The organism is Streptomyces sp. NBC_01288 (genome assembly GCF_035982055.1).
In the GTDB taxonomy this organism is placed as follows: Bacteria; Actinomycetota; Actinomycetes; order Streptomycetales; family Streptomycetaceae; genus Streptomyces.
In genome coordinates this window covers 5,076,910-5,101,950 of the sequence record NZ_CP108427.1, presented here as the reverse complement: position 1 = coordinate 5,101,950, position 25,041 = coordinate 5,076,910, and the positions used below count along the sequence as shown (strand labels likewise).

Here is a 25,041-nt window from a genome sequence, read left to right as displayed (position 1 = left end):
CCTCAGGACACGGCCGGGGGGCGTCGTATGCGAGCGGGTCGCGGCTTTTTGACTGCATATGGGTTAAATGTCAAACCGAATGGGTGGGGGTCGCCCCGGAACCCTTGGCGGAACTGGGGAGTCCGCTCTCGGGTGGAGGCTTCACCCGAACGGGTGTTTCCTGGAGCTGGGGAGAAGGAGGCCGAACATGCGCACCACTCCGGCCCTGCGGACTCTGGCCGCGGCCCTGCTCACCGGTGGCACTCTCGCCGTCGCGGCGGCGGGCACCACGGCAGCGGCAGCACCGACCACGTACGCCGAAGGACATGGCGGTGGCGGCGGTGGCGGCGGTCCGATCTGGGGCACCATCGTGTCCCGCACGGAACTGAACGTGCGGGAGTCGCCCACCACCCACTCACCCGTCGTCGACGCGCTCTCACCCGGCAGTCAGGACCGCGTCCAGTGCGTGGTCAGGGGACAGAGCGTCAACGGAAATCCCGACTGGTACTGGCTCGTCGGCGCGCAGGCCTGGGCCAGCGCCGCGTTCGTCGACACCGGCGGTCAGGGCGTGCCGTCCTGCTCGGACCCGTGTCCGGGCTGGAAGGACGGCGGCAACGACTCCAACTGGGGCGGCGACAACTCCGGCTGGAACAACGACAACAGCTCGTCCTCGTGGAGCACGTCGGCCTCCGGGTCGAGCGCCTCGGGCTCGTGGAGCTGGAGCGCCTCCGGTTCGTCGACCGGCGGCGGCATCTGGAACTGGGCGCCCTAGAGCGGCCGTAGCGAAGGGATCGTAGACAGCAACACGTGGGCCCCGGCACCAACTCGGTGCCGGGGCCCACGTGTTGCTGCCGTGTCGGGTCAGCGGATGCGGTTGCCCTCTCCGTCCTCGCGTGTGTAGTAGCGGTAGAAGAAGACGAGGAAGACGGCCGCCGTGGTCGCCAGACCGATGGCCGCGGAGCGCAGCACGCTCTCACCGGTCTGGCTGTAGAGGAAGCCGAGCGCCGCGCCCGCGAAGCCGGACTTGACCAGCGAGTGCAGTTCGCGCTTGAGCAGCGGCGCGAACCGGGCCACCGCCAGGCACAGCACGATGAACGCGAGCGCCGTGACGAAGCCGAACAGGATGTTCCAGCCCGTGATGGGGCCGCCGCTGCGACGGTTGGCCGCCGCCCAGTAGCCGTAGACGAGCCCCAGGACGACCGGGATCGCGATCTTCGCCACGCGGTGGACGCGTGCGTCGAAGATGTCGGGCAGATTGCTCGTGAATCCGCCCCGGCCGGTGGTGTTGCCCGGGCCGGTCATTCCGCCGGGCGTGGGTGCCGCATGAGCCATGAGAGCACTCCTCTCTCTCCCCCGTACTACCAATGCACACCCCGGCGGAGGCGGTGGCAAGTCGGCGTGCGGCCTCCGTTGCGGCGTGTTTCGCTGGGGCGCATGAAGCTCGTACTCTTCGGCGCCACCGGCATGGTCGGCAGCCGGCTCGCGACGGAGGCGTCGGCCCGCGGCCACCAGGTCCTGGCGGTCAGCCGCTCCGGCCGGTCGCCCGTCCCCGGGGTCACCGCCACGGCCGCCGACGCGACGGACCCGGCGAAGGTGGCCGAGGTCGCGCGCGGCGCCGACGCGGTCGCCTCCGCGTGCGTACCGCCGCGCGACGGCAGCGATCCGCGCGGCCCCTTCCTCGCCCTGAACGAGGCGCTCGTGGCGGGCGTCCGCGCGGCCGGTGTCGGGCGGCTCCTGGTGGTCGGCGGCGCCGGCGGCCTGGAGGTCGCCCCCGGGCAGGCGGTCAGTGACCAGCCCGGCTTCCCCGAGGCCTACCTCCCGGAGGCGCACGCCCACCGCGACGTCCTCGCCTACTACCGCGCCCTGGACGACGGCCTCGACGACGGTCTTGACTGGACGTACGTCTCCCCCGCCGCGGAGATCGCCCCGGGCACCCGCACCGGCCGCTTCCGCGTGGGCGGCGACCGGTTCATGACGGACGACGAGGGCCGCAGCTTCATCAGCGCCGAGGACTACGCGGTCGCCTTCGTCGACGAGCTGGAGCGGGACCAGCACCCGCGCGCCCGGATGTCGGTCGCATACTGACACCGTGAGCGGCCGCGGACACAGACCGGTGCGCTACGGCGACCTCGGGCGCTCCCCGCTCGACGGCGACCCCGACGCGATCCGGCGGCAGCATCTGCTGCGGGTGCGCGGGCGGAGCGTCGCCTGGATACCGCCGCTGCTGGTGCTCATCAGCATCCTGGTGGTCGACTGGTGGACCGGCGGCGAGTTCCGGACCGTCTCGTGGATCGTGCTCGTGCCCGGGATCGCCGCGGCGATCTGCGGGGTGCGGGGCACGGCCGTGTTCGCGGTGCTGGGCCTCGCCACCTACGTCCTCGCCGACCACGCCTGGCCGCGCCAGTACCAGACCGGGCTGCCCGACTTCATCCTCGTCGGCGTCGGCGGCGCCCTCGCCGTCCTGGCCTGCGCGGTCCGGGTCCGGGGCGAGCGCCGCATGCTGCGGATGCGGGACGTCGCCGAGACCACCCGCCGTACGCTGCTGCGCCCGCTGCCGCCCGGCTGGGGCGGCCTCGACCACGCGGCCGTCTACCTCGCCGCGGACGCCTTCGCCCGGGTCGGCGGCGACTTCTACGACATCCAGCCCGGCCCGCACGGTACCCGCGCCCTCGTCGGCGACGTCCAGGGCAAGGGGCTCGGCGCGGTGGAGGCGGCGGCGGCGCTGCTCGGCACGTTCCGTGAGGCGGGGTACCACGAGCGGGAGCTCGCGACGGTCGCCGCGCGGCTGGAGACCCGGATTCACCGGCACGGGCTGCATCTCGCCGCGCTCGACCGCGAGGACGACGACCGCATCGACCGGTTCGCGACAGCCGTCCTGCTGAGCTTCCCCGTCGGCGAACCGGACACCGTCGAGGTCGTCAACTTCGGTCACGAACCCCCGCTGGTGGTCGGCCCGCACGGGGTACGGTCACTGCCGCCCGGGCACGGACTCCCGCTGGGGCTGGGCGAGTTGGCCCACATGGACGGGCCACCGCCGACGCTACGAGTCGCCCTGGGCCCCGGTGAGACCCTGCTCGTGGTCACCGACGGGGTGACGGAGGCGCGGGACGGGGCGGGCGTCTTCTACCCGCTCAAGTCCCGCGTGGCGGAAGGCGTTTCGGCCGATCCGAGCATCGCGGAACCGTCCCGCCTCGTCGCCTACGTCCGTGACGGCACCCTGCGGCACAGCGGCGGGCATCTCGCCGACGACACCACGGTCTTCGCGGTGCGCCGGTCCTGACATCACCCTTTGCGGCAGCAGAGGTTGGGCAGAGGTTACGGTGCTGAGGTACGAAGTGAACGATGTGATCGCTGTGTTCGACGGTTCGGGGGAGGGCGTATGCCTGGAACGGTGCTGCTGCTCGCGGCCTCGCCGGTCGGCAGGGGCCGGCTGGTGGACGCGGCCTCCGTACTCCCCGTCCTGGCGGCCGTCGACCCCGCCGTCCTGTCCGGCACCGACACCGCCAACGTCGTCGAACTCGCCGACCCGCTGGAGCCGCAGGCCGTGCTGACCCGGTTGCGGGCCGCCGCCACGGCACCGGGTCCGTTGACCGTGTTCGTCACCGGCCAGCTCCAACTCGACCGGAAACAGCACCTTCCGCACCTGGCACTGGCCCGTACGACCCCGGCGACCGTCCGCTACACCGCGTTCCCCTGGGCCTGGGTCCGCGAGGAGCTGCGCCTGCGCGCACCCGGGACGACGACGTTGCTGCTCGACCTGCACACGGATGCGGAGACCTGGCAGTGGCTGCGGGCTCACCCCCTCGACTCGGGCCGCACGAACACCGTTTACGGTCGCATCGCCCCGCCTCCCGCTCGGCGCAGCGTGGCTGTCCCCTCGTACATGAAGGCGGTCGCGACGATCCTGCGCAGCGGGTGGCGTCCGCCGGTTGAGCAGTTGCATCAGCAGGCGGTCGGTCGGCTGGGGGCGGAGGGGTATGCGGACGTGGTGTTGTCGTCGCCGGGGAGCGTTGGGGCGGGCGTCCCTGGGGGCTGCGCCCCCAGACCCCCATCGGCCCTGAAGGGGCCTCGTCCTCAAACGCCGGACGGGCTGATCAATGCTGGCCTGAGTCGGAACAGCCCAGGCCGGCATCAGGATGCCGACCCCCATGGCGCCATCACGGATGCCGTCCAAGCCGGTCGTCATGCCGACGCCGATGCCCTCGCCGCCGAACACGAGCAGGCCGCCGTGCGGGCGCACGGCCGGGGTTCCGAAGAAGCGCTGCACTGGATCGAAGTGCGGGCCGATCTCGCGATGTTGGCCGGGGATCCGGTGCGGAGCTGTCGGGCCTGGCTTGTGGTGGCTGCGGCGAGGTTGGCGGCGGGACAGTCACCCGACACAGCGGCCGTCGAGGCGGCGGTCGACCGGGCTCATCATCAGTGGGGGCAGATCCACGACCCCGCGACCGCCCGTGAACTCGGGCTCACGCTCGCCGAGTTGAGGAGTCGGGTGCCGGGGCGTCGCGCGGGTGCGCTGGACCACGTGCGGAAGCAGCTGCTTCAGCTTCAGCCGCAGGGCTAGGCGGTAGTTCGGGCCAACTCCACCTCCAGGGCTGTCATTTGCATGTCCAGGGCGAACTTGAAGCGTTCGTCGAAGGTGCCGGCGATGACGTGGGCGGAGGCCTTGCGCAGGGCCGGGAACGTATCGTCGTCGAAGGCCAGTACGGGGTCGGGGGCGTCGGCGGACTGGGCTTGTTGTTCCTGGGTGATGCCGAGGATCAGGTAGAACACGGTCCAGTTCGCCCAGGCCGCCGTCCGGGGTGGGAAACCCGCGTCCAGCAGGGTCTGGATCATCGTGTCGGCCAGCCGGTACGTGTGGGTCTCCGTGGTCGCGATTCCGGAGACCAGGCGTGCTCCGTCGCGATGGGCCAGGAGGGCTCTCCGGCTCCAGCGGGCGAGGGCGCGGAAGCGGTCGTCCCACTGCGCGGGGAGCGTGTCGACGTCCAGCCCCGTGAAGATGGCGTCCGACATGAGGACCAGCAGGCGCTGCTTGTTCTCCGCGTGCCACCGGACGGTGTTGTGCTGCACGCCCAGCCTGTCCGCGACGGCGCGCATCGTCACCTTGTCCAGGCCCTGCTCGTCGAGCACGTCGAGTGCCGCGTCGACGACCGCCGCACGGCTTATGCCCATGGTGCGCCTTCCTCCATGACTCCTGGGCTCCTCGGCTCCATGACTCCTCGGCTCCTCGACCCCTCGGCTCCTCTTGTCCGGTGGCCAACGATATAGATGATCGCCCTTGTCCACTGGACAAGGGAGCGATACCGTTGGTCAGTGCCCAAGAGGTGAGGAGTGTGCTGTGTTCCTGGATCCTGAGTTTCTTCCGGTTTATGACTCGCTGCCGGAGATGGATGTTTTCGCCGATGTGCCGGGAGCCCGGGTGGCCCTGAGCGCGGCCAGCGGTGACGGCAAGTCGGACGGTGAGGTGAACGTCGAGGACCGTGAGATCCGTGTGGACGGTGTGGACGGTCACGTGCTGAGCCTTCGGCTCTACACCCCCGTGGCGAGGAGCGCCGCCCCGCTGCCCGTGGCGGTCTGGATCCACGGGGGCGGGTTCGTCCTCGGCGGGCCCAACGCGGAGGACGCCACCTGCCGGCGGCTGACCGCGGAGCTGGGTATCGCCGTCGTCGCCCCGGACTACCGGCTCGCCCCCGAGAACCCCTACCCCGCCGCGTTCGACGACTGCTACGCCGCCCTGCGCTGGGTCGTCGACGAAGCGGACGCCCTGGGAGTCGACGTGGCGAGGCTGGCCCTGGGCGGGCACTCCGCCGGTGCCGCCCTGGTCGCGGCCGTGGCCCTCGCCGCCCGTGACCGGCAGGGACCGCACATCAGGTACCTCCACCTCGGATACCCGGTCCTCGACGACCGCCTGGAGACCGTTTCGGCCCGGGCCGTCACCGACCCGAAGCTCTTCAACCGGCAAGGGGCGGCGGCCGGTTGGGAGTTCTACCTCCAGGGGCGCGACCCGGAGGCCGGGTACGCCGTACCGGCTCGGGCGAAGGATCTGAGCGACCTGCCGGCCAGCTACATCCTGGTCGACGGGGTCGATCCGGCGCGGGACGAGGCGCTGGAGTTCGCCGCCCGGCTGAGCGCGGCCGGCAACTCCGTCGAACTTCACCTCGTACCCGGCGTACCGCACATGTTCGACGTCCTGGCCCCGGGCATCCGCGCGAGCCGCCGGGCCGTAGCGGCCTGGACTACCGCGTTCGCCCACGGGATCGGAGCGTCATGAACCAACAGGTCGGCACGAATCGACAGGTCGCCGGTAATCAACAGGTCGCCACGAACCACCCGGGCACCATGAATCAACAGGTCGTCATCGCGGGAGCGGGGCCCGTCGGGCTCTGGCTGGCCGCCGAGCTGCGGCTCGCCGGCATCACGGTCACCGTCCTGGAGCCGCGCCTGGAGCGCGATCCGAACTCCAAGGCGCTCACCGTCCACCCCCGCACCATCGAGCTGCTGGCCTCCCGCGGCCTGGAGAAACCCTTCCTCGAAGAGGGCCTGCACATCCCCAGCGGACACTTCGCGGTCCTCGACAGCCGGCTCGACTTCGGCCTGCTGGAGACCCGCTACCCCTTCACCCTGGCGCTGCTCCAGAGCCGTACCGAGGAACTGTTCGAGATCCAGGCCCGGGCGGCCGGCGCGGACATCCGCCGCGGCCACCGCGTCACCGGTCTGACCGAGACCGCCGACTCGGTCACCGTGCACATCGAGGGACCGGACGGCCCGTACGACGAGCAAGCGCTCTACGTGGCGGGCTGCGACGGCACACGCAGCACGGTCCGTACGAGCGCTCACATCCCTTACCCGGGCGACGACTTCACCGTGCTGGGCTTCCTCGGCGACGTCGTCCTGGACGAGCCCCCGCCCGGGGTGGCGTTCAGCAGGACCGGCATCGACGGCCTCCTGATGATCGTCGCGCTGCCGGGCGGCCTGCACCGCGTCGTCGGCACCGTGCCCGCCGACGTCCGCACCGACTGGCCCGGCGACCTCACCCTGGAGGAACTACGGGCGAACGTCCGGCAGGTCACGGGGACGGACTTCGGTCTGCACTCACCGGCCTGGCTGTCCCGCTACGGCAACACCAGCCGCCTGGCGGAGCGTTACGTCAAGGGCCGGGTGGTCCTCGCCGGTGACGCCGCCCACCAGCACATGCCCGCGGGCGGGGTGGGGCTCAACGTCGGCGTCCAGGACGCCACCAACCTCGGCTGGAAACTCGCGGCCACCATCCAGGGCCGGGCACCGGCCGGCCTGCTCGACACGTACCACGACGAGCGCCACCCGGTCGGCGCCGACCTGCTGGAGCACACCGCCGCGCAGACGGCCCTGATCGCCGCGTTCACCCCGGACGGCCAGCGACTGCGTTCGCTGCTCAGCAAACTCGTCGCCGAGCAGCCCGCGTTGAGCCGGACCCTGGGCGAGCGCCTGTCCGGGCTGCACGTCGCCTACGACGCCCCCACCGCCGACGCGCACCCGCTCGTGGGCCGGCGAGCGCCCGACCTCGCCTTCACCGACGACGGCGACACCGTGTTCGCCCTGCTCAGGACCGGCCACCACGTCCTGCTCGACCTGCGCGGCCCCCGCGACGACCGGGAAACGCCCCTGGCCACCGCCGAGGACGGCCCCCTGGTCACCCGCACCGGCACACACACCGGGGAACACGCCCCCTGGGCGGAGGTCACCGCCGCCCTGATCCGCCCCGACGGCCATGTGGCCTGGGCGACCGAGGAGCACGACCCCGGAAAGCTCGCGGCCGTCACCCGGGATGCCCTCGACCGGTCCGGCCTCACCGGAACCAACCGCTAACGGTCCCGTCCACTACACCCGGCCCGCCTCAGTCCCTCGACGCTTCTCCGGCGAATCCTGCCGCAGACACGGGATCCGGCACGCCCGCCTCACCCAGCCCACCGGCGCTGATCAATCCCCGCCGGTTTCCCGCGACCTGATCCGCCGGGCAGGCCCCAGCCACGGGCCGGGCTGTCCGACCCGACCCCAACCACCCTCTCCACAACACCCTCGCCCGACCCGGCCCACCCCCTCCACAACACCCCCGCCCGACCCAACTCGCCCTCCCCACAACCCCCTTGGGAGTACACATGTCCGCGGAAATGATCAACCCCCCGACACTCGCCCCGCCCGTCATGAACCTCTACACGCAGGTCGTCGCCGCGACCGGCACCCGGTTCGTGGCCATCGCCGGGCAGGTCGCCATCGACACCGAGGGGCAGCTCGTCGGCCCCGGTGACTTCGCGGCCCAGGCCGAACAGGTCTTCCGCAACCTCAGGGCCGCGCTCGAAGCGGCCGGCGCCACCCCGGCGGACCTGATCAAGATGACGATCCACGTGGTGGGCCACCGCCCCGAGATGATCGACACGGTCTTCACCGCCGGCAGCAAGGCCTTCGACGGCGAGTGGCCGCTGCCCGCCAGCACCTACCTCGGCGTCGAGGCACTCGGCCTGCCGGAATGGCTCATAGAGGTCGACGGCTACGCGGTCATCGCCTGACCCGAAGCCACCCTGACACGGAGCCACCCCGGCACGGGCCGCGCCGGGGTGCTCGGCGACCGCGTCTAGTTCACCGTCAGGATCTCCAACGCCCCCGACACCAGGGTCCGTACCCCCGGGACGACCGTCACCAGGTCGGGTGCGAAGTTCGGGCTGTGGTTGCTGGGCACCGCGTGGAACTTCTCCATCAGGTCCGTGCCGGGCGCCGCGTCCCACACGTCCGCCGGGGTGCTCGTCACGAACCAGTAGGAGTACGGGACGCCCTCGGGGACCAGGCGGGGGAAGTCCTCGCTGCCCGTGGCCGGGCCGGGGTCGAAGACCGTGCCCGCGCCGAGGACCTCGGTGTGGACGGCGCCGATCCGGCGGTCGGTGTCCGCGTCGTTGACCATCGTCGGGAGGCTGGTGCCGATGGTCACCTCGGGCTCGCGCGGACAGCCCGCGGCGAGGCACTCGCCGGACGCGATACGGCGGATCGCGGCGATCATCCGCTCCCGCACGTCGTCGGACTGGGTGCGCAGGTTGAGGGAGATCCGGGCCTCGGTCGGGATGATGTTGTGCCGGGTGCCCGCCTCGATACGGCCCACGGTCAGGACCGCGGAGTCACGGGCGGCGATCTCCCGGGAGACGACCGTCTGAAGGCGGGTCACCAGGTACGCGGCGGTGACGACCGGGTCGACCGTCGCCTCCGGGCGTGAGCCGTGGCCGCCGAGGCCGTGGACGACGATGTCGATGTCCGTCGAGGCCGACATGATCAGGCCGGGCACGTGCGGGTAGAACCCGGCCGGTCCCGGCGCCGCGTGCTGGGCGAGCAGCACGTCCGGGCGCGGGACGCGCTCGTACAGGCCGTCGGCCACCATCGCCGCGGCACCCGAACCCGTCTCCTCCGCGGGCTGGCCCACCAGCACCAGCGTCCCCGACCAGGTGTCCCGCCCGGCGGCCAGCGCCCGCGCGGCACCGGCCAGCCAGGTCACGTGCAGGTCGTGCCCGCAGGCGTGCATCACACCGGGGACCGAGGAGGCGTACGACAGCCCGGTCTCCTCCTGCACCGGCAGCGCGTCCATGTCGGCGCGCAGCAGCACGGTCGGGCCGTCACCGTTGCGCAGGACCGCGGCGACGCCGGTGCCGCCGATGCCCTCGACGGTGTCGTAGCCCGCCTTGGTGAGGCGTTCGGCGAGCTTCGTGGCCGTGCGGTGTTCGCGGCCGGACAGCTCGGGGTGTCGGTGCAGGTCCCGGTAGAAGTCCTCCAGGTCGGGGACCGGGAGGTCGGCGGTGAGGTCAAGTGCGGTGCGCGCGGCGGGGGATGAGGTCACGGGGGCAGCGTATGCGGGCCGGATGTGAAGGCAGCGTATGCGGGCCGGGTGAGGGTACGGGGAGCCCCGGCGGGACAGGGGGGATGTCCCGCCGGGGCGGCAAGGGGTGGGCGCCGTCGGCTACTTGGTGCCCTACTTGGTGCCCTGCTTGATCGCGAGGCGCAGGATGTTCGCGATCGCCTGGAGGGTGTCGAAGTGGTAGCGGCCGATGTTCGGGGTCGCCGCCGTGTTCTGGTTGTTGAGGCGGTTCTGGAGGTTGTTGCCGAGGGTCTGCCAGTTGTGGATCAGGCCGTCGTCGTCCGCGTCGAACTGGTAGCCCGTGCTCGACCCGATGTTGTTCTCGATCCGGTCCGAGATCGCGTTGAAGCGGGCGCCCTCGGAGATCGACTCGACGAAGAACATCAGCGCACCGGCCCGCTGCGCGCCGGTGGAGTTCGCGGCGGCCAGGACACCCTGGTTGTAGGCCATCCACGAGTAGGAGAACCGGGGGCTGCGCACGGTCTGGTTGGCGTACGCCGACATGGACGCGTAGCTGCCGCCGAAGGGGAGGCGCAGGGCGCGCGGCACGTTGGTGGAGGTGCCGGCGCCGGGCCAGTGGTTCAGGGTGGCGTCGCTGAAGTAGTAGTACGTGTTCGTGCCCGGGACCAGGTAGCCCTGGACGTACAGGTCGTGGGCGCGGACCAGGACGCGGATCTCCGGGTGCTCGCTGCTGCTGATGTTGACCGTGAAGTAGTTGTTGCGCTCGTCGTTGCTGACGGCCTGCCTGCTGGTGCCGGTGCTGTCGGTGGAGACCGTGGTCCAGGTGGTCGCCGAGCGGCTGCCGTAGAGGATGTTGGCCTCGGCGCTGGCGCGGACCTGGTCGATCATGTTGCCGTACGCGGTCTTGCCGTCGTTCAGGTACCAGTCGACGTCGTCGTTCTGGTCGATCGCGTGCGCACTTGCCGCGCCGAAGGGGGCGAGGAGGCTCAGCAGCAGGGCGATCAGGACGGTGCCGGCGGCGGCCAGCGGGGTGCGGGGCGAACGACCGGGTCGGGGTCGTAGGGCGAGGGCGGGACTACTCACGATCGTGCTCCAGTCGTTCGGCGTCGGGGGATCGACAGGGATCGGTGTGGGGGATGCCACGTCCCAGATTTCCGGCCGCCGTATTGATTGGCACGCCCCTCCCACCAGGGCAATCAATCCCGTTGTGGGGACGTGGGCGGACCCGCGTCACCCATACGTCACGTGCGGGCAACCCGGCCGTTTCCTGGCCATCCGTATGGTCATCGCTCCGGATGTCGCTTTCGTGAGGTGTACGGAGGTACGCGCATGGGTCGTCCCGAGCGACCGGTCGACCCGCGGGCGGGTGCCGTGCAGGGGCTCGCGCACGCGTTGCGGGAGCTGCGCCGGGCGGCGGGCGGGCCGTCGTACCGGACGATGGCGAAGGCGGCGGGTTTCTCGGCGACCACGCTGTCCCAGGCGGCGGCGGGCGAACGGCTGCCGACGCTCGCGGTGGTCGAGGGGTACGTCCGGGCCTGCGACGGCGACCCGGCCGAGTGGGGCCCGCGCTGGAAGGAGGCCGAGGCCGAGGCGAACCGTGCCGCCGAGGAGGCGGAGGCGGCCGACGACGGCCCGGCACCGCCGTACCGAGGACTCGCCCGCTTCGAACCCGCCGACCGGCACCTCTTCTTCGGCCGGGACCGGGTCGTCGCCGACGTCCACGCGCTGGTCCGCGACCACCGTTTCGCGGTGCTGTTCGGCCCGTCGGGAAGCGGCAAGTCGTCCCTGCTGCGGGCCGGACTGATCGCACGGCTCCAGGAGGAGATAGCGGCCGGCACCTGCCCGGCGAGGCTGCGCATCCTGACACCGGGGCCGACCCCCGCCACCACCTACGGCCACCTCCTCACCCCCGCCCCCGCCGAACCGGAGAGCTGGGTGGTGGTCGACCAGTTCGAGGAGATCTTCACCCTCTGCCACGACACGGCCGAACGCTCCCGCTTCATCGACCTCCTGCTGGCCGCCCGCGACAAGGACACCCGCCTTCGCGTCCTGGTCTCCGTCCGCGCCGACTTCTACGCCCGCTGCGCCGAACACCGTGGCCTGGCCGACGCGCTGCACGGGGCCGCGCTGCTGCTCGGTCCGATGACGGCGGAGGAGTTGCGGGAGGCGGTGGTGGGCCCGGCCCAGGCGGTCGGCTGCCTCGTCGAACGCGCCCTGACCGCCCGCCTGTTGGAAGAGGTCCTCGACGAACCGGGCGGCCTCCCGATGCTCTCCCACGCCCTCGCGGAAACCTGGCGCCGCCGCAAGGGCCGCCTCCTCACCCTCTCCGGCTACGAGGCGGCAGGCGGGGTTCGAGGCGCGATCGCGGCAACGGCCGAACAGGTCTACGGCACCCTGTCCCCCACCGAGTCCACCACCGCCCGCCACCTCCTCCTGCGCATGGTCGTCCCGGGCCAGGGCACCCCCGACAGCCGCCGCCCCCTCACCCGCGCAGAGCTCTCGGAGTGGGCGAACCCGGCGGTACCCGCAGTCCTGGAACGCCTGACCCGAGCCCGCCTCCTCACCGCCGACGAGGACGGCGTCCACCTCGCCCACGAGGCATTGATCACCTGCTGGCCCCGCCTCCACGACTGGATCGAGTCCGACCGCGAGCGCCTCCGCCACCACCGCATGCTGACGGAGGCGGCCCACACCTGGCTGGAACACGACCGAGACCCCGGGACGCTGTACCGGGGCACACGCTTGGCCCGAGCGGAGGAACTGTTCGGAGAGGAGCTGAGGGGCGACCCCCTCAGGGGCGCGGGGCTGTATTTGATGAGCGGCTACCGCCGCGTGGGCGCGACCAGCCACAACGAACCCGCACCCGGCACCAAACCCAAGCCCCCCACCGCCATCCCCGCCCTGACCATCCCCGCCCTGACCACCCCCGCCCTGACCACCCCCGAACACACCTTCCTCACCGCCGCCCTCGCCGCCCGGGACACCGAACACCGCACAGCCACCCGAACAACCCGCCGCCACCGCATCCTCACCGCATCCCTCGCCACCGTCCTCGTCATCGCGGCACTGACAACCCTCGCCATATGCCATGTGCTGCACGACAACGACCGCCAGCGCACCCAGAGCGCCGCCCGCCGAGTCGCCGACGTGGCCGACGCCCTCCGGACCACCGACCCCCGCACCGCACTCCAACTCGGCGTAGCCGCCTGGCGAATAGACAAGTTGCCGGAGACCCGCCGCGCACTGCTCGGTTCGCTCGCGCAGCCGGAGACGGACACGTTCACCGACCCCGCACCCGGCGAGGACACCCGACGGTTGCTCACTGACGGCGGTCGCACGCTGCTCAGCGCGTCCGGCGACACCTGGCACACCTGGGACGTGGTCACCCACCGTGCCACCGGTTCGGGCCGAGTCCCCGACGGCACGGTGACCGACGCCGACACCTCCGCACACCTCCTCGGGGTCACGGACACCGACGGCGACCTCCGCCTCTGGAACACGCTCACCCGCCACTGGACCGGCGCCCCCGCCCTGCACGACGTCGACGACACCCACTTCACCGCCGACGGCCGCACCCTCCTCACCACCGAGGGCGACCACGTACGGCTGCGCTCGGTCGCCGACGGCCACGTCACCTTCGAGGCGCGGGCACCGGACACGACCCTCACCGCCGTCAGCGCGGACGGCCGTACGGTCGCCGCCTGTTCAGCCGGGACCGTACATGTATGGAGCACGGTCAACTCCAGCCCACTGCACGGCACTTGGCAGCAGAACCCAGCCATCTGCGACAACGACTCCCCCCTCCTCACCCTCACCGGCGCCCGCCTCGCCGTCGGCACCGACACCGGACCGCGCGTCTGGAACACCGCGACCGGCCACGAGGTCGCCGTCCTCCCCGACACCGGTGTGCAGTACGCGTCGTTCAGCCCGGACGGCACCTTCATGGCGACGGCGGACGGTTCCGAACTCCGCGTCTGGCGGCTCGCGGACCCCGCCACCCCCGTCTTCCGCCACGGCCTCGACAACCAGCACCTCTACGGCGGCCTCGCCTGGGACTACGACGGCCACACCCTGCGCTACCTGGAGAGCGGCACCGTCCACACCCTCGACCTGGGCGCCTCGGTCACCTCCGCCTGGCGCCCCACCGCGCTGGACGACATCCGCTTCAGCCCCGACGGCACCACCTACGCCACCACGCGACGCACCGGCACCCACTACCTCTTCCGCCTCTACGACACCTCCACCGGCCGCCTCCGCCACACCTTCCCGCCCGCCCCCGTCCCGGTCTCCACCGACCCCGCCCGACCGACCGACCCCGCCGGCACCCTCCCCCTGATGGCGTTCGGCCCGGACGGCACCCGGTTCGCGTACGGCGTCTCGGCGCCCGGCCGGGAGACGGCGGCGCAGCCGTTCGGGGTGTGGGACGTGCCGCGGGGGAGATCCCTCGCGACCCTCAACCTGCCGGGCGAGGCGGTCGTCGCACTCGCTCTCGGCCCGGGCGCAGGTCACCGTCTCTACGCGGTCCGCACCTCCGCCATCGGCCAACTCACCGACGAGACATGGGACTTCGCCCGCCACCGCAGGACCGCGGTCCTCACCGGCGTCACCGGCAGCCATCTCGCCGTGCGACCGGACGGCGGCCTGCTGGTCGGCGAGGGGAGGGTCGCCCGCTCGCCCTCGGGCCGTTCCGCCGGGCAGGACCTCGTGCAGGACCTCGTGCAGGGCGACGAGATCGGCGCGCTGGCGTTCACGGCGGACGGTTCCACGCTGGCGGCCGGTGACCAGACGGGCCGGGTCGACCTGTGGGACGGAAGGCTCCGCCACCGCGAGGGCGTCCTGCGCAACGTGTTCCCCACCCCGGTCGGCACCGCCCCGACCGGCACCACCCCGGAAGGCGTCTCGGCCCTCGCCTTCAGCCCCGACGGCCGTACCCTCGCGGTCGGCGGTACGGGCGGCAGCCTGCAACTCTGGGACGTGGCCACCCAACAGCCGCTCAGCAGCGCTCCGTTGACGACCCCGGGCGAGGCGATCACGTCCCTCGCCTTCAGCCCCGACGGCACCACGGTGTACGCGGGCAGCGTCCACGTCCCGCTCCAGCGCTACGCCGTGGATCCGGCCCGCGCCCTGGCACGGGTCTGCGCGCGCACCGGGAACGCGGAGCTGACTCGGGCGCAGTGGCGGACGTACGTACCGGACGCGCCGTACCGCCGTATCTGCTGACGGACGTGTACGGAGGGTCTCCTCTCACCCGTACGGCTCAGCTCACGCGGCCACGCCCGCACGCCGCTGCTCCACTGATGAGGAACGAAGAAAACAAGGGGGCCGGTAGTACCCACTAGTACCCACTAGGACCACTGAAGGAAGTGCCGCCCATGGCTGTTCCCGAAGCCACCCTCGCCATCAACTTCACCCAGGGGCTGAACGACGCCTGGTCGAAGGTCGCGCAGTTCGTGCCGAAACTCATCGGCTTCCTGGTCATCCTGGCCATCGGCTGGTTCGTGTCGAAGATGATCGCCCGCGTCCTGGACCGGGTGCTGCGCAAGGTCGGCTCGGAGAAACTCTCCGAACGGGCCGGTACGGAACGGTACTTGCGGGACTCCAAGTACGACATGACCGGCATCGTCTGCAAGATCGTCTACTACGCGCTGATGCTGATCACCCTCCAGCTCGCGCTCGGCGTCTTCGGCTCCAACCCGGTCAGCACGATGATCAACGGCATCGTCGCCTGGCTCCCGCGCGGCATCGTCGCGGTCGTCCTGGTGGTCGTCGCGATGGCCATCGCCAACGCGGTCCGGGGCATCGTGGGCAGCGCTCTCTCGTCCATGTCGTACGGCAAGATGCTCGCGACCATCGTCTGGGCCTGCATCATGGCGCTCGGCGTGATCGCGGCCCTCGGCCAGGCGGGCATCGCCACCTCGGTCACCCAGCCGGTGCTCTACGCGGCCCTCGCGACCGCGGCCGGCATCCTGATCGTCGGCGTCGGCGGCGGCATGATCACCCCGATGCGCCAGCGCATGGAACGCATGCTGATGGCCGCCGAACGCGAGACCACCAACGCCCGCGGCAGCCTCACGGCCTACCAGTCGGGCCGCCAGGACGCGATGACCAACCAGCCGGTGCGCGAGCGCACGGACCTGCCGGGGTCGTCGGACATGTGAGTCGCACGGCTACGCTGGGTCGTACTGTCGCGAAGGAGATGGCGGTATGACCCAGCAGACCATTTACCAGCATCTGCGTGAGTTGCGGGATCATTTCACGCCGCCGCAGGGTTTCACCTTCCCCGAGATCAGCAACGGCACGTTCGTCATGATGATGAGCCCCCGCCCCCGGCACCAGCTCACGGCCGTGGACGTGCGCGACCAACTGGCCGGACAGCTGCCGCCCGGAATAATCGCCGCGGAGGCCACGGACACGGATGACGCGTCCCTCGGCACACTGCGCATTCCTGACCTGCTCGTGGTCCCGCGCTCGGCCATGGAGACGGACGATCCGCTGGACCCGCACGAGATCCTGCTGGCCATCGAGATCGTCTCCCCGTCGAACCCCGGCAACGACTACGACGCCAAGAGCCACGACTACCCGGCGATGGGCATCCCGCACTACCTCATCCTCGACCCGCGCGACGGCACCTGGACGTACCAGTGGGGAATCGACACCCACAGCGGTCGCCCCGCCTACGGCAACCGTCTTCAGCGACAGCCGTACGGGACCCCGCTCGCCGTCACCACCGAGCTGGGCACCTGGAAGCTCGACACGAGTGGGCTGCCGCTCTACTCGCGCAAGGACATGATGCTTCCGCCGGAGTGAGCGGAGCGGGACGCGTGGTGCTGGGCCGGCGAATGGTCCGCGGCCTTGGCCGGGCTTGCCGCCGCCGCTCCGATCAGGGCGGCCACGGCGATGACGGCGGCGCAGAATCCTCTGACGTAACGCGCGGACATACCTACCTCGCAACGACAGTGACAGCGACAACGACGGCGACGACAGTGATGAGTTAAGCACGCTTAATGCGTGCCTAACTTAGAGGGTCGGAGTGCGCAACGGGAAGGGCTTCAGGGCGAGTTGAGTCACCGGAAACCCTTTTTCAGTCACCGTGGCGCTGCTCGGGGAGCAGCCCGTGCCGGTGCACCAGCCAGCTGATGGCGGTCAGCCTGCACACCGCGTAGTCGTGGCCGACCGGCTCCCGCCAGTCCAGTTCCGCGAGCGCGTCCAGGAAGCCGAGCGCGTAGTCCGTGAGGTCGGCGTGGTCCGGTGGCGGGGGCGAAAGATCCGGGCCGCCCGCCGCGAGGCGTTCGCGCAGTTCAGCCACGTGCTGGTCCACGGCGGCCACGAAGGCGGGCTCGAACGCGAACTCCGCGAAGCGCGGCGCGTACGAGTCGCTGATCTTGACCAAAGGGGACATTTCTCCACCGTACGTTACGAGCGTTATGGAGAGTTCGTGATTCTCATCACCCAGGCGGCGTCAAGTAGTTACTCTCGGCGACAGGCCGGTAACTACTCGGAGGTGACTGTCGCATGGTCCACGTTCGCCAACTCGACCCGAGCGCATCCCCGTTGGACTACTTCGGCTATGAATGCCGTCGGTTGAGGGAGGCGGCGAGTCTCACGCTGGAGGGCCTCGGCAAGATCCTCTACTGCACCGGCTCGCTGATCGGGCAGATCGAGACCGCCCAGAAGGTCCCGACCCGGAACTTCGCCGAGCGCCTCGACGCCGCGTTCATGACGGACGGGTCCTTCACCCGCATGATCGGCATGGTTCTGCGGAGCCAACTCCCCAACTGGTTCCAGGCGTACGCGGACATGGAGGCGAAGGCCGCGTACATCTCGACGTATCAGTGCCAGTTGGTCTACGGCCTTCTCCAGACACCGGAGTACGCGGCAGCTCTGCTCGCCGTCGACGAGCCGGACAAGGTCGAGGAGATGGTCTCGGCGCGCATGGAACGGCAGCGCATTCTGGATAAGAAGCAGCCGCCCGCGGTGTGGGTCATCCTGGACGAGTCCGTGCTGTTCAGGATGGTCGGCGATCGCGAGGTCATGCGTAAGCAACTGGCCCGGCTGGTGAGCTTCCGGGACAACCCCTGGGTGAACATCCAGGTGCTGCCGTTCTCCGTGGGCGCGCACACCGGAATGATGGGCTCTTTCACTCTCCTGCGCTTCGACGACGACCCCGACATCCACTACTCCGAGGGCTACGACCAGGGGCACATGACCGCCAACCCAGACGTCATCAGGGAACGTTCGGTCGGATACGCTCGATTGCAGGCCGCTGCCCTCTCGGTGGAGGACTCGGCCGACCTGATCGCACGCGTGATGGAGGAGCGTTATGGAGACCGGCCGACAGACGTGGCGGAAGTCCAGCTATAGCGGCACCAATGGCGGCGAATGCGTCGAGTGTGCCCCTCTCGGCACTGTGGAGTGGCGTAAGTCGTCCTTCAGCGGCAGCAACGGCGGTGACTGCGTAGAGGTCGCTGCCGGTGCCCCCTGCGTCGCGATCCGTGACTCCAAGAACCCCGGCGGAGCCGTTGTCACCATCAACCGCGCCCACTTCGAGGAATTCATCAACTCACTCTCCATGTAACTGAGTTACTCGCCAGTCTGTAACTCGGCTTACTGGCATGATTAACGCATGGTGAGACGGGACGACCCGGAAGTCATCGGGCGCAGGGTCCAGCAGTTGCGGCACGAACGCGGGCTCACCCAGCGGCAGTTGGCCGAGCCCGCCTACACGCCCGCGTACATCTCCACGCTTGAGGCCGGCCGGGTCCGCCCCTCCGACGACGCGTTGCGCCACCTCGCCGAGCGACTCGGCGTCGCCTACGAGGAGTTGGCGACCGGCCGGCCCGCCCACCTCGCCACCGAACTCCGCCTGCGCCTCACCGAGGCCCAACGCACCCTGGCCACAGGGGAGTCGGAGGAGGCCACCGAGCAGTACGCCGACCTCCTTGAGGAAGCGGTGTCGCTGGGGCTGGCGGACGAGGAGGCCGTAGCACTGCTCGGGCTCGGCGAGTGCGGACTCGACACCGGTGATCTCACCGCCGCCCGCCTGCACTTCGAGCGCGCCGAGCAACGCCTCGCCGACGAACCGCTCCCCTCCCGCGTCCCGGCGATCCGGGGCCGAGCGGTCGCCCACTACCTCACCGGTGAACTCCGTTACGCCGTCTACCTGTTGGAGTCCACCCTCGACGAGCTGAACCGGGGCGGCCTGCACGACCCGGATGCCCTGCTGCTGCTCTACGCGAGCGCGATAGGGCCGTACATGGACATGGGCGCGCACGCGAGGGCGGCCCAGGCGGCGGAGCTGGCGCTCGCGCTGGCGCCGCAGGTGGCGGACCCGGCGCTGCTGGCCCGTATGCACAGGTCGGTGGCGCGAACGCTGATAGCGGAGGGCAAGGTAGCGGAGGCGGACGCCTCGCTCGCGAAGGCCGCCGATCTGTACCGCCAGCTCCAGTTCCGTACCGAACTCGCCAACTGCCACTGGATGCGCGGCTACGTCTACGCCCAGGACGGCGAACTGGAGCGTGCCGAGGTCGAGTTGAGACAGGCGCTGGCCATGCTGACGGCGAAGCGCGCGGCGCTCTACAGCAGCCAAGTAGCCGTCGAACTCGCCGACGTACTCCACAAACGCGGCAAGTCCGACGAGGCCGCCGCCCTCCTCCACGACGTCCTCAGCGACCTCAGCTCCGAACGCGGCGCCCTGCACTCCGCCGCCGCGCACCGCCTCCTCGGCATCATCGCCGAGGACTCCCGGGACACGGACGCGGCCGAGGAGCACTACGTCCGCGCCCTCAGCCTGCTGGAACGCGCGGGCGCGGCCGGCGACCTGGCCGACCTGTGCCGGATGCTCGGCGACCTGCTCCGCCGTACCGGCCGGGTGGAAGCGGCCCTCGACGCCTACCGCACCGGCCTCGGCCACCGCACCGCTCCCGGCACGACGACTCTGGGCCCGGCCCCCGCACAGCCTCCTCTTTGACAAATCGGGGATACCGCACAGCGCCGACGGTTACCGTGCGACGTACGAGTCGTAGCCGTACTGGTGTGAAACGGGATGAGACAGGCGCGTGCGCGTGCAGAACGAACGGACCGTGGTCGACGGCCTGCGCCTGGCCGTACGCGCCATGGTCTACGCGGTCCTGGGCGGCGCGGCGCTCATAGCCATCGCGACGGTCGTCTCGGTCCTCGGCCCGATGGTGGCGATGGACCTCTACACCCCGGCCGTGGCGGCCTGGTGGACGGTCTTCACGGCGGTCGCCGTCCAGGGCGTCCCCTTCCTGCTGCTGGGCACGGTGGTGTCGGCGGCGATCGGAGCGTTCGTACCGGAGAAGGTGTTCACTCGCCTCCTCCCCCGCAACCAGGCCCTCGCCGTCCCCATCGCGGGCGCGGCAGGCGTCGTACTCCCCGGCTGTGAATGCGCGTCGGTACCGGTGGCGAGCAGCCTGATGCGCCGGGGGGTCGCTCCGGCGGCGGCGCTCGCGTTCCTGCTCTCAGCCCCCGCGATCAACCCGGTGGTCCTGGTGGCCACGTCGATCGCGTTCCCGAACCAGCCGAAGATGGTGCTGGGCCGACTCGTCGCCTCCCTCGCCACGGCGGTGGTGATGGGCTGGCTCTGGGCGAGATTCGGCAAGGAGGAGTGGCTACGCCTCCCGAAGCGCGCCCAGAGCGCCGCCTCTTCGCCGACCGGCGTGAAGGCCTTCGTGGCGGGCCTGCAACACGACTTCCTGCACGCGGGCGGCTTCCTGGTCCTGGGCGCGGGGGCGGCGGCAACGTTCAACATCGCCGTACCGCGCTCGATCCTGGCCGTCTTCACGGGTTCGTCCTGGCTGTCGCTCCTCCTGCTGGCGTTCCTCGCGGTCGTGCTGTGCGTGTGCAGCGAGGCGGACGCCTTCGTGGCGGCCTCGCTGAGCGGCTTCTCCCCGGCGGCGAAACTGGCGTTCATGGTGGTGGGCCCGATGGTCGATCTGAAGTTGATCGCCCTCCAGGCAGGCACGTTCGGCCGCGCCTTCGCGTTCCGTTTCTCCTCGACGACGTGGCTGGTGGCGGTGGTCAGCAGCACGCTGGTGGGTTGGTGGTTGCTGTGAGGCGCTACGGCTCGGCGGTCCTGCTGTTGCTGACGGGCGGCGCGGTCCTACGGATCTCCCTCTTCAGCGAGCTGTATCTGCGGTATGTGCAGGCGGCGTTGAGGCCGTACCTCGTCATATCCGGGGTGCTGTTGATGCTGCTGGGGGTCGCGGCGGCGGTCAGGGGCATGCGGCAGAGGGACGAGGAGGAGCACGGGGAGGAGGGTGAGGAAGAGGAGCACGCCCATGGCCACTCCCACTCCCACTCGCACGGCGGCCCCCGTATCGCCTGGCTGTTGACGCTCCCGGCCCTGGCCCTGCTGCTCTTCCCGCCCCCGGCGCTGGGTTCGTACAGCGCGTCCAGGGAGGAGGCACAGCGTGCGGCGCAAGGCATAGGCACCTTCTCGGCGCTGCCCGCCGGGAAGGTGCTGGACATCTCGGTCGCCCAGTACAGCTCCCGCGCGATCTACGACACCGGCCACTCCCTCAAGGGCCGCACCCTCCGCATGACCGGCTTCGTCACCCACGGCTCCAACGGCACCTGGTACCTCACCCGCCTCCTGGTCACCTGCTGCGCGGCCGACGCGACGATCAGCAAGGTCGAGATCCGCGGCGACGAGGTGGACGGCGCCCCGCAGACGGACAGTTGGGTCACGGCCACGGGCACGTGGGTCCCGAAGGGCAAGCTCGGGACGGACGGGGCGTGGCCGCCGATCCTCAAGGCGACAACGGTCAAGCAGGTGAAAGAACCGGCCGACCCGTATGACAAGCGTTGACGCATTCCGGAGGTTCGGGTGATTCCTGCGCGTTAAGGTGCCCCTGATGCGCTGGGTGTGGAGCGCGTCACACATCGCTACGAAACAGGGGCCGCCGGGAAAGCTGTGCGGCCGTGCATCTGGGGGGCCTCATGCACGAGATGGTCAAGGGTGGGAACGTCGGTCTGGCGTCGCTGAGCGAGGACGCCGGCTCGGTGATGATGAGCCTGAGCTGGGGCAGTCCGACGGGAGAGGGCGACGCGGACGTCTCCGTACTGCTGCTCACCGCGGACGGAAAAGTGCGCAGCGACGGGGACTTCTACTTCTACAACAACCCCGTCGCCGCCGACGGGAGCGTCCAACTGCTCGGCAAGGCGCCGACGGCGGACGGCAGCGAGGACCGGATCACGTTCGATCTGACCGCCATTCCGGCGGGAGTTGAACAGATCGTCGTGGCGGCGAGCCGCTACGAGAGCGCCCGTTTCTCCGAACTCCAGGATCTGCGGCTGACGTTGGCCGACGGCTCCGGCGAGAGCCTGCTGCGCTTCTCGATCGACGATCCGGGCGAGGTCAGCGCGCTGCTCTTCGGCGAGTTCTACCGGCGGGGCGGAGACTGGAAGTTCCGGGCGATCGGACAGGGCTACGAGTCCGGACTGGCGGGCGTGGCAACGGACTTCGGCGTCGACATCGACGACGACGCGGGCACGGACGCAGACGTGGAGGCCGCTTCCGATTCCGACGCCGAGCCGGACTCCGAATCCCCGGTCCGTGCGCCGGAAGCCGTCTCCGTGATTCCCGCGCAGCCGTCGAGCCCCGCGGTCGAGTCGGTGCCCGAGGCGGGGAGCGGGACCGAGGCAGCTCCCCGTCCCACTCGCCCCCGTACGGCGAAGAAGAAGGTCACCCTGCCGAAGGTGGCCAAGAAGTCCCTCGCGGAGAACGACTCCTGGCGAAGTGCCCGGCTCTTCCCCGCCTCCGCGCTCAAGAGCGACCACGAGCGGGAGACCCGGGCGACCTCCGTGCTGCTGTCGGTGATGGCCCAAGTGCCGGAGTTCGGGCGGCGGTTGACGGCCGCTTTCGGTGCGCCGGTCGGGCGGATGGAGACGTTCACCGAGGTCACGCTGCCCAACGGCGAGTCGCCCCGGCGGCCCGACGGGGTGATCCGGGTCGAGCGGGCGGGCAAGCTGTGGACCGCGCTCGTCGAGACGAAGACGAACGGCAACCCGCTCAAGTTGGACCAGGTGCAGGCCTACGCCGACATAGCGGCCCGGCGCGGATACGAGGCGGTCATCACCCTCTCCAACGATGTGGAGCTGGAGGGCAGCCCGCTGGTGGAGGTCAAGCTCGACGGGCGGCGCAAGCACAAGGTGGCGCTCTGGCATCTGTCCTGGGCCGAAGTCGCCCACCAGGCACAGCTGTTGATCCGCCACGAGGGTGTCGGCAACGCGGCGCACGCCTGGCTGCTCCAGGAGCTTCTGCACTACCTCCAGCACGAGAACTCCGGCTGCCACGGCTTCCAGAACATGGGCCGCTCCTGGGTCCCGGTGCGCAACGCGATCGACGCGGAGACCCTGTGCCAGGGCGACCCGCGCGCGGTGGAGGTCGTAGAGAGCTGGGAACGGCTGGTCCGGCAGGTGTGTCTACGGCTCGGCGGCGAGCTGGGCGAGAAGGTGCTGCCGGTACAGCGCGCCAAGCGCGGTACCGACCCGGCGTCACGAAGGGCCGCGTTGGCCGACCGGCTCTGTGTCGACGGCCGGCTCGACGCCGAACTCCGTATCGAGGGCACGCCCGGTGTCCTCGCTCTCTGCGCCGACCTGCGCACCGGCAAGCTGCGCACATCCATCGAGATCGCCGCACCCGACCAGGGCTACCCCCTGACCTGGGCCAAGCGGCTGGTCCGCCGCCTCGCCGAGGCACCGGCCGACCTGCACGTCGAGACCCTGTTGGAGGGGCAGACGGGCGGCCCGCGCGGCACGCTGGAACGCCTGCGCCCCGAACCGGCCGACATCCTCCCCAAGAACGGAGCCCAGATCACCGGCTTCCGCCTCTCCCTCTTCAGAGGCATGGGCAACACCCGGGGCACCGCCGAATCGGGCTTCATCCGCAGCGTCGACGAGTCCGTGGACCGCTTCCACGCGAGTGTGGTGGTGCATCTGGAGGGGCGTTCGGCGCGGGCTCGTCGACCCGTCGACGCCTAGATCTGTACCCGCCCCTGCTTCTGCACCTCCGTCAACCGCTGCGCGCCGGTCTCCAGCGCCTGGCCGGCCGCGTCCACGGGCACGTTCCCCAGGCCGCCGTTCGTGACGGTGATGGTGTCGTCGCCGATGCGGACGGCGGCGGTGTCGAGGGTGAGGGTGGACCGGTCGCCCTCGGGGGTGGTGCCGGTGAGGGTGAGGTGGAGGCCCTCGCGGGCGTCGCCGACGGTGGGGAGGGTGGCCTCCGTGACCGTCACGGTCTGGGTGCCGGAGCGGGTTGTCGTCGCCGTGAAGGTCGCGCACTTCTGCGGGAGTGTCTTCAGCCAGGTCATCGTGCGGTCCACGTCCGCCGGTTTGAACGCGGCCACCTGGTAACGGAGTTGGGCCTCGTCGTCGGGGTCGTCCAGGGTGGTCACCGCCTGGGTGGTGGCGGGGGTGCCGAGGAGTTCGTCGGCGTAGAGGGCGTCCAGGAGGCGTTGGCAGTCGGGGGCGTTCGTCTTCGCCTTCAGCAGGGTGTCCCGCCAGGTCGCCGTGCCCTGGGTCGGGGTCCAGGGGGCGCCCAGGTCGGCCTCCGTGATCAGGGCGGCCTGGGCCTGGGCGGGGGTGAGGACGGGGGCGGCGGCCGGGGACGCGTGGGTGGCGGGGGTCGTTCGCACGGCCGAGGGGGAGGGGGCGGTCGTCACCTCGTGCAGGATGGCCTCGTTCGCGCAGCCGGCCGCGGTCAGCAGTGTGCCCGCGGCGAGGAGGATCAGGGCCGGGGTGCGGGTCATCGAGGGTCCCTCCTGGGTGGGTGAGTCCTCCCAACGGCACCATCGCCCGCGCCCGGCCACCAGCGCGCCGGGCCGTCCGGGTGAGTGCGAGTACTTCGGTTGTGGGTCGGGTGCGGGCCCGGTGGGGGCCGGTCGCGCAGTTCCCCGCGCCCCTAAAAGACGGGGGCGTCCGGTTGTGGGTCGGGTGCCGGTCCGGTGGGGGCTGGTCGCGCAGTTCCCCGCGCCCCTAAAAACAGAGGGTCAGCGCTGAGGCCAACCCGGGCGCCAACCCCCTAGGGGCGCGGGGAACTGCGCGACCAGCCCCCGCGGCGCCGCACCGAAAATCCATGGCCGGGGTCTTCATACGACTGCTAGCGTCCGCCGCATGAAGCGCGCCCCACTGTCCATCACGACGACGCCGGACCCTGTCCCGGCGCGCTGACTGCTGAACCGAGTCGAAGCCCCGGGGCGAGTGCCCCGGGGCTT

Annotated in this window: 22 protein-coding genes; 16 read left to right on the top strand and 6 right to left on the bottom strand. The window is 70.9% G+C overall.

Going from position 1 to position 25,041, the window contains the following annotated elements; all coding sequences use genetic code 11:
* Nucleotides 1-187: 187 nt before the first annotated feature.
* Nucleotides 188-751 carry an SH3 domain-containing protein gene (locus tag OG194_RS22805; RefSeq protein WP_327402676.1) on the top strand — a complete coding sequence of 188 codons (564 nt, stop codon included), beginning with the start codon at nt 188-190 and terminating at the stop codon, nt 749-751.
* A gap of 89 nt (nt 752-840) precedes the next feature.
* Here OG194_RS22805 and OG194_RS22800 read toward each other — a convergent pair whose 3' ends face one another.
* Nucleotides 841-1,311, bottom strand: coding sequence for a hypothetical protein (locus OG194_RS22800; protein ID WP_327402675.1), 471 nt, complete (start codon nt 1,309-1,311; stop codon nt 841-843).
* Nucleotides 1,312-1,413: 102 nt separating this feature from the next.
* Here OG194_RS22800 and OG194_RS22795 point away from each other — a divergent pair, with 102 nt between their 5' ends.
* The 3 genes from OG194_RS22795 (at nt 1,414) to OG194_RS22785 (ending at nt 4,540) form a co-directional block, all read left to right on the top strand.
* Nucleotides 1,414-2,064 carry an NAD(P)-dependent oxidoreductase gene (locus OG194_RS22795; RefSeq protein WP_327402674.1) on the top strand — a complete coding sequence of 217 codons (651 nt, stop codon included), beginning with the start codon at nt 1,414-1,416 and terminating at the stop codon, nt 2,062-2,064.
* A gap of 4 nt (nt 2,065-2,068) precedes the next feature.
* On the top strand, nt 2,069-3,259 hold the full coding sequence (locus OG194_RS22790) for a PP2C family protein-serine/threonine phosphatase (RefSeq protein WP_327402673.1): 1,191 nt from the start codon (nt 2,069-2,071) through the stop codon (nt 3,257-3,259).
* Nucleotides 3,260-3,358: 99 nt separating this feature from the next.
* On the top strand, nt 3,359-4,540 hold the full coding sequence (locus OG194_RS22785; RefSeq protein WP_327402672.1) for a hypothetical protein: 1,182 nt from the start codon (nt 3,359-3,361) through the stop codon (nt 4,538-4,540).
* Here the strand turns inward: OG194_RS22785 and OG194_RS22780 are convergent.
* Nucleotides 4,537-5,148 (bottom strand): TetR/AcrR family transcriptional regulator C-terminal domain-containing protein, encoded by a 612-nt coding sequence (locus tag OG194_RS22780; protein ID WP_327402671.1) that lies wholly within the window; start codon nt 5,146-5,148, stop codon nt 4,537-4,539. The two genes, OG194_RS22785 and OG194_RS22780, sit on opposite strands and share 4 nt — an antisense overlap.
* A 214-nt stretch (nt 5,149-5,362) precedes the next feature.
* On the opposite strand from OG194_RS22780, the gene OG194_RS22775 reads away from it, so the two are divergent.
* The 3 genes from OG194_RS22775 (at nt 5,363) to OG194_RS22765 (ending at nt 8,519) form a co-directional block, all read left to right on the top strand.
* Nucleotides 5,363-6,247 (top strand): alpha/beta hydrolase, encoded by an 885-nt coding sequence (locus OG194_RS22775; RefSeq protein WP_327402670.1) that lies wholly within the window; start codon nt 5,363-5,365, stop codon nt 6,245-6,247.
* Between the two features lie 68 nt (nt 6,248-6,315).
* On the top strand, nt 6,316-7,821 hold the full coding sequence (locus OG194_RS22770; protein WP_327407173.1) for an FAD-dependent monooxygenase: 1,506 nt from the start codon (nt 6,316-6,318) through the stop codon (nt 7,819-7,821).
* A 290-nt stretch (nt 7,822-8,111) separates the two neighbouring features.
* A complete protein-coding gene (locus OG194_RS22765) occupies nt 8,112-8,519 on the top strand; it encodes a RidA family protein (protein ID WP_019055281.1) in 408 nt (135 codons plus the stop codon).
* Between the two features lie 65 nt (nt 8,520-8,584).
* Here OG194_RS22765 and OG194_RS22760 read toward each other — a convergent pair whose 3' ends face one another.
* Together OG194_RS22760 and OG194_RS22755 are read right to left on the bottom strand one after the other, a co-directional pair.
* Nucleotides 8,585-9,829, bottom strand: coding sequence for an amidohydrolase (locus OG194_RS22760; RefSeq protein WP_327402669.1), 1,245 nt, complete (start codon nt 9,827-9,829; stop codon nt 8,585-8,587).
* 132 nt (nt 9,830-9,961) lie between these two features.
* A complete protein-coding gene (locus OG194_RS22755; protein ID WP_327402668.1) occupies nt 9,962-10,891 on the bottom strand; it encodes a ribosome-inactivating family protein in 930 nt (309 codons plus the stop codon).
* A 246-nt stretch (nt 10,892-11,137) separates the two neighbouring features.
* Here OG194_RS22755 and OG194_RS22750 point away from each other — a divergent pair, with 246 nt between their 5' ends.
* The 3 genes from OG194_RS22750 (at nt 11,138) to OG194_RS22740 (ending at nt 16,615) form a co-directional block, all read left to right on the top strand.
* Nucleotides 11,138-15,028: an nSTAND1 domain-containing NTPase gene (locus tag OG194_RS22750; protein WP_327402667.1), complete on the top strand. Its 3,891-nt coding sequence runs from the start codon at nt 11,138-11,140 to the stop codon at nt 15,026-15,028.
* A gap of 152 nt (nt 15,029-15,180) precedes the next feature.
* The gene (locus tag OG194_RS22745; RefSeq protein ID WP_327402666.1) at nt 15,181-15,966 is read left to right on the top strand and encodes a mechanosensitive ion channel family protein; all 786 of its coding nucleotides are present in this window, start codon (nt 15,181-15,183) and stop codon (nt 15,964-15,966) included.
* A gap of 46 nt (nt 15,967-16,012) precedes the next feature.
* Nucleotides 16,013-16,615: a Uma2 family endonuclease gene (locus OG194_RS22740; protein WP_327402665.1), complete on the top strand. Its 603-nt coding sequence runs from the start codon at nt 16,013-16,015 to the stop codon at nt 16,613-16,615.
* A 274-nt stretch (nt 16,616-16,889) separates the two neighbouring features.
* On the opposite strand, the gene OG194_RS22735 is transcribed toward OG194_RS22740, so the two are convergent.
* Nucleotides 16,890-17,207, bottom strand: coding sequence for a DUF6401 family natural product biosynthesis protein (locus OG194_RS22735; protein ID WP_327402664.1), 318 nt, complete (start codon nt 17,205-17,207; stop codon nt 16,890-16,892).
* 113 nt (nt 17,208-17,320) lie between these two features.
* Between OG194_RS22735 and OG194_RS22730 the strand changes: the two genes are divergently transcribed.
* The 6 genes from OG194_RS22730 (at nt 17,321) to OG194_RS22705 (ending at nt 23,809) form a co-directional block, all read left to right on the top strand.
* Nucleotides 17,321-18,169 (top strand): helix-turn-helix domain-containing protein, encoded by an 849-nt coding sequence (locus OG194_RS22730; RefSeq protein ID WP_327402663.1) that lies wholly within the window; start codon nt 17,321-17,323, stop codon nt 18,167-18,169.
* 46 nt (nt 18,170-18,215) lie between these two features.
* Nucleotides 18,216-18,383: a DUF397 domain-containing protein gene (locus OG194_RS22725; RefSeq protein WP_327407171.1), complete on the top strand. Its 168-nt coding sequence runs from the start codon at nt 18,216-18,218 to the stop codon at nt 18,381-18,383.
* A gap of 48 nt (nt 18,384-18,431) precedes the next feature.
* Nucleotides 18,432-19,775, top strand: a complete 1,344-nt coding sequence (locus OG194_RS22720) for a helix-turn-helix domain-containing protein (RefSeq protein WP_327402662.1) — start codon at nt 18,432-18,434, stop codon at nt 19,773-19,775.
* A gap of 145 nt (nt 19,776-19,920) precedes the next feature.
* A complete protein-coding gene (locus tag OG194_RS22715) occupies nt 19,921-20,880 on the top strand; it encodes a permease (protein ID WP_327407170.1) in 960 nt (319 codons plus the stop codon).
* Nucleotides 20,877-21,635, top strand: coding sequence for a TIGR03943 family putative permease subunit (locus tag OG194_RS22710; RefSeq protein ID WP_327407169.1), 759 nt, complete (start codon nt 20,877-20,879; stop codon nt 21,633-21,635). The genes OG194_RS22715 and OG194_RS22710 overlap by 4 nt, the downstream gene beginning before the upstream one ends.
* A gap of 131 nt (nt 21,636-21,766) precedes the next feature.
* On the top strand, nt 21,767-23,809 hold the full coding sequence (locus OG194_RS22705; RefSeq protein WP_327402660.1) for a TerD family protein: 2,043 nt from the start codon (nt 21,767-21,769) through the stop codon (nt 23,807-23,809).
* On the opposite strand, the gene OG194_RS22700 is transcribed toward OG194_RS22705, so the two are convergent.
* Nucleotides 23,806-24,576, bottom strand: a complete 771-nt coding sequence (locus OG194_RS22700) for a hypothetical protein (RefSeq protein WP_327402659.1) — start codon at nt 24,574-24,576, stop codon at nt 23,806-23,808. The genes OG194_RS22705 and OG194_RS22700 overlap by 4 nt on opposite strands.
* Nucleotides 24,577-25,041 lie beyond the last annotated feature (465 nt).

Excerpts from the sequence above, each read along its gene's own strand:
- OG194_RS22805 (WP_327402676.1), top strand. The coding sequence starts at position 188 with ATGCGCACCACTCCGGCCCTGCGGACTCTGGCCGCGGCCCTGCTCACC.
- OG194_RS22800 (WP_327402675.1), bottom strand. The coding sequence starts at position 1,311 with ATGGCTCATGCGGCACCCACGCCCGGCGGAATGACCGGCCCGGGCAAC.
- OG194_RS22795 (WP_327402674.1), top strand. The coding sequence starts at position 1,414 with ATGAAGCTCGTACTCTTCGGCGCCACCGGCATGGTCGGCAGCCGGCTC.
- OG194_RS22785 (WP_327402672.1), top strand. The coding sequence starts at position 3,359 with ATGCCTGGAACGGTGCTGCTGCTCGCGGCCTCGCCGGTCGGCAGGGGC.
- OG194_RS22780 (WP_327402671.1), bottom strand. The coding sequence starts at position 5,148 with ATGGGCATAAGCCGTGCGGCGGTCGTCGACGCGGCACTCGACGTGCTC.
- OG194_RS22775 (WP_327402670.1), top strand. The coding sequence starts at position 5,363 with ATGGATGTTTTCGCCGATGTGCCGGGAGCCCGGGTGGCCCTGAGCGCG.
- OG194_RS22770 (WP_327407173.1), top strand. The coding sequence starts at position 6,316 with ATGAATCAACAGGTCGTCATCGCGGGAGCGGGGCCCGTCGGGCTCTGG.
- OG194_RS22765 (WP_019055281.1), top strand. The coding sequence starts at position 8,112 with ATGTCCGCGGAAATGATCAACCCCCCGACACTCGCCCCGCCCGTCATG.
- OG194_RS22750 (WP_327402667.1), top strand. The coding sequence starts at position 11,138 with ATGGGTCGTCCCGAGCGACCGGTCGACCCGCGGGCGGGTGCCGTGCAG.
- OG194_RS22745 (WP_327402666.1), top strand. The coding sequence starts at position 15,181 with ATGGCTGTTCCCGAAGCCACCCTCGCCATCAACTTCACCCAGGGGCTG.
- OG194_RS22740 (WP_327402665.1), top strand. The coding sequence starts at position 16,013 with ATGACCCAGCAGACCATTTACCAGCATCTGCGTGAGTTGCGGGATCAT.
- OG194_RS22735 (WP_327402664.1), bottom strand. The coding sequence starts at position 17,207 with ATGTCCCCTTTGGTCAAGATCAGCGACTCGTACGCGCCGCGCTTCGCG.
- OG194_RS22730 (WP_327402663.1), top strand. The coding sequence starts at position 17,321 with ATGGTCCACGTTCGCCAACTCGACCCGAGCGCATCCCCGTTGGACTAC.
- OG194_RS22720 (WP_327402662.1), top strand. The coding sequence starts at position 18,432 with ATGGTGAGACGGGACGACCCGGAAGTCATCGGGCGCAGGGTCCAGCAG.
- OG194_RS22715 (WP_327407170.1), top strand. The coding sequence starts at position 19,921 with ATGGTCTACGCGGTCCTGGGCGGCGCGGCGCTCATAGCCATCGCGACG.
- OG194_RS22705 (WP_327402660.1), top strand. The coding sequence starts at position 21,767 with ATGCACGAGATGGTCAAGGGTGGGAACGTCGGTCTGGCGTCGCTGAGC.
- OG194_RS22700 (WP_327402659.1), bottom strand. The coding sequence starts at position 24,576 with ATGACCCGCACCCCGGCCCTGATCCTCCTCGCCGCGGGCACACTGCTG.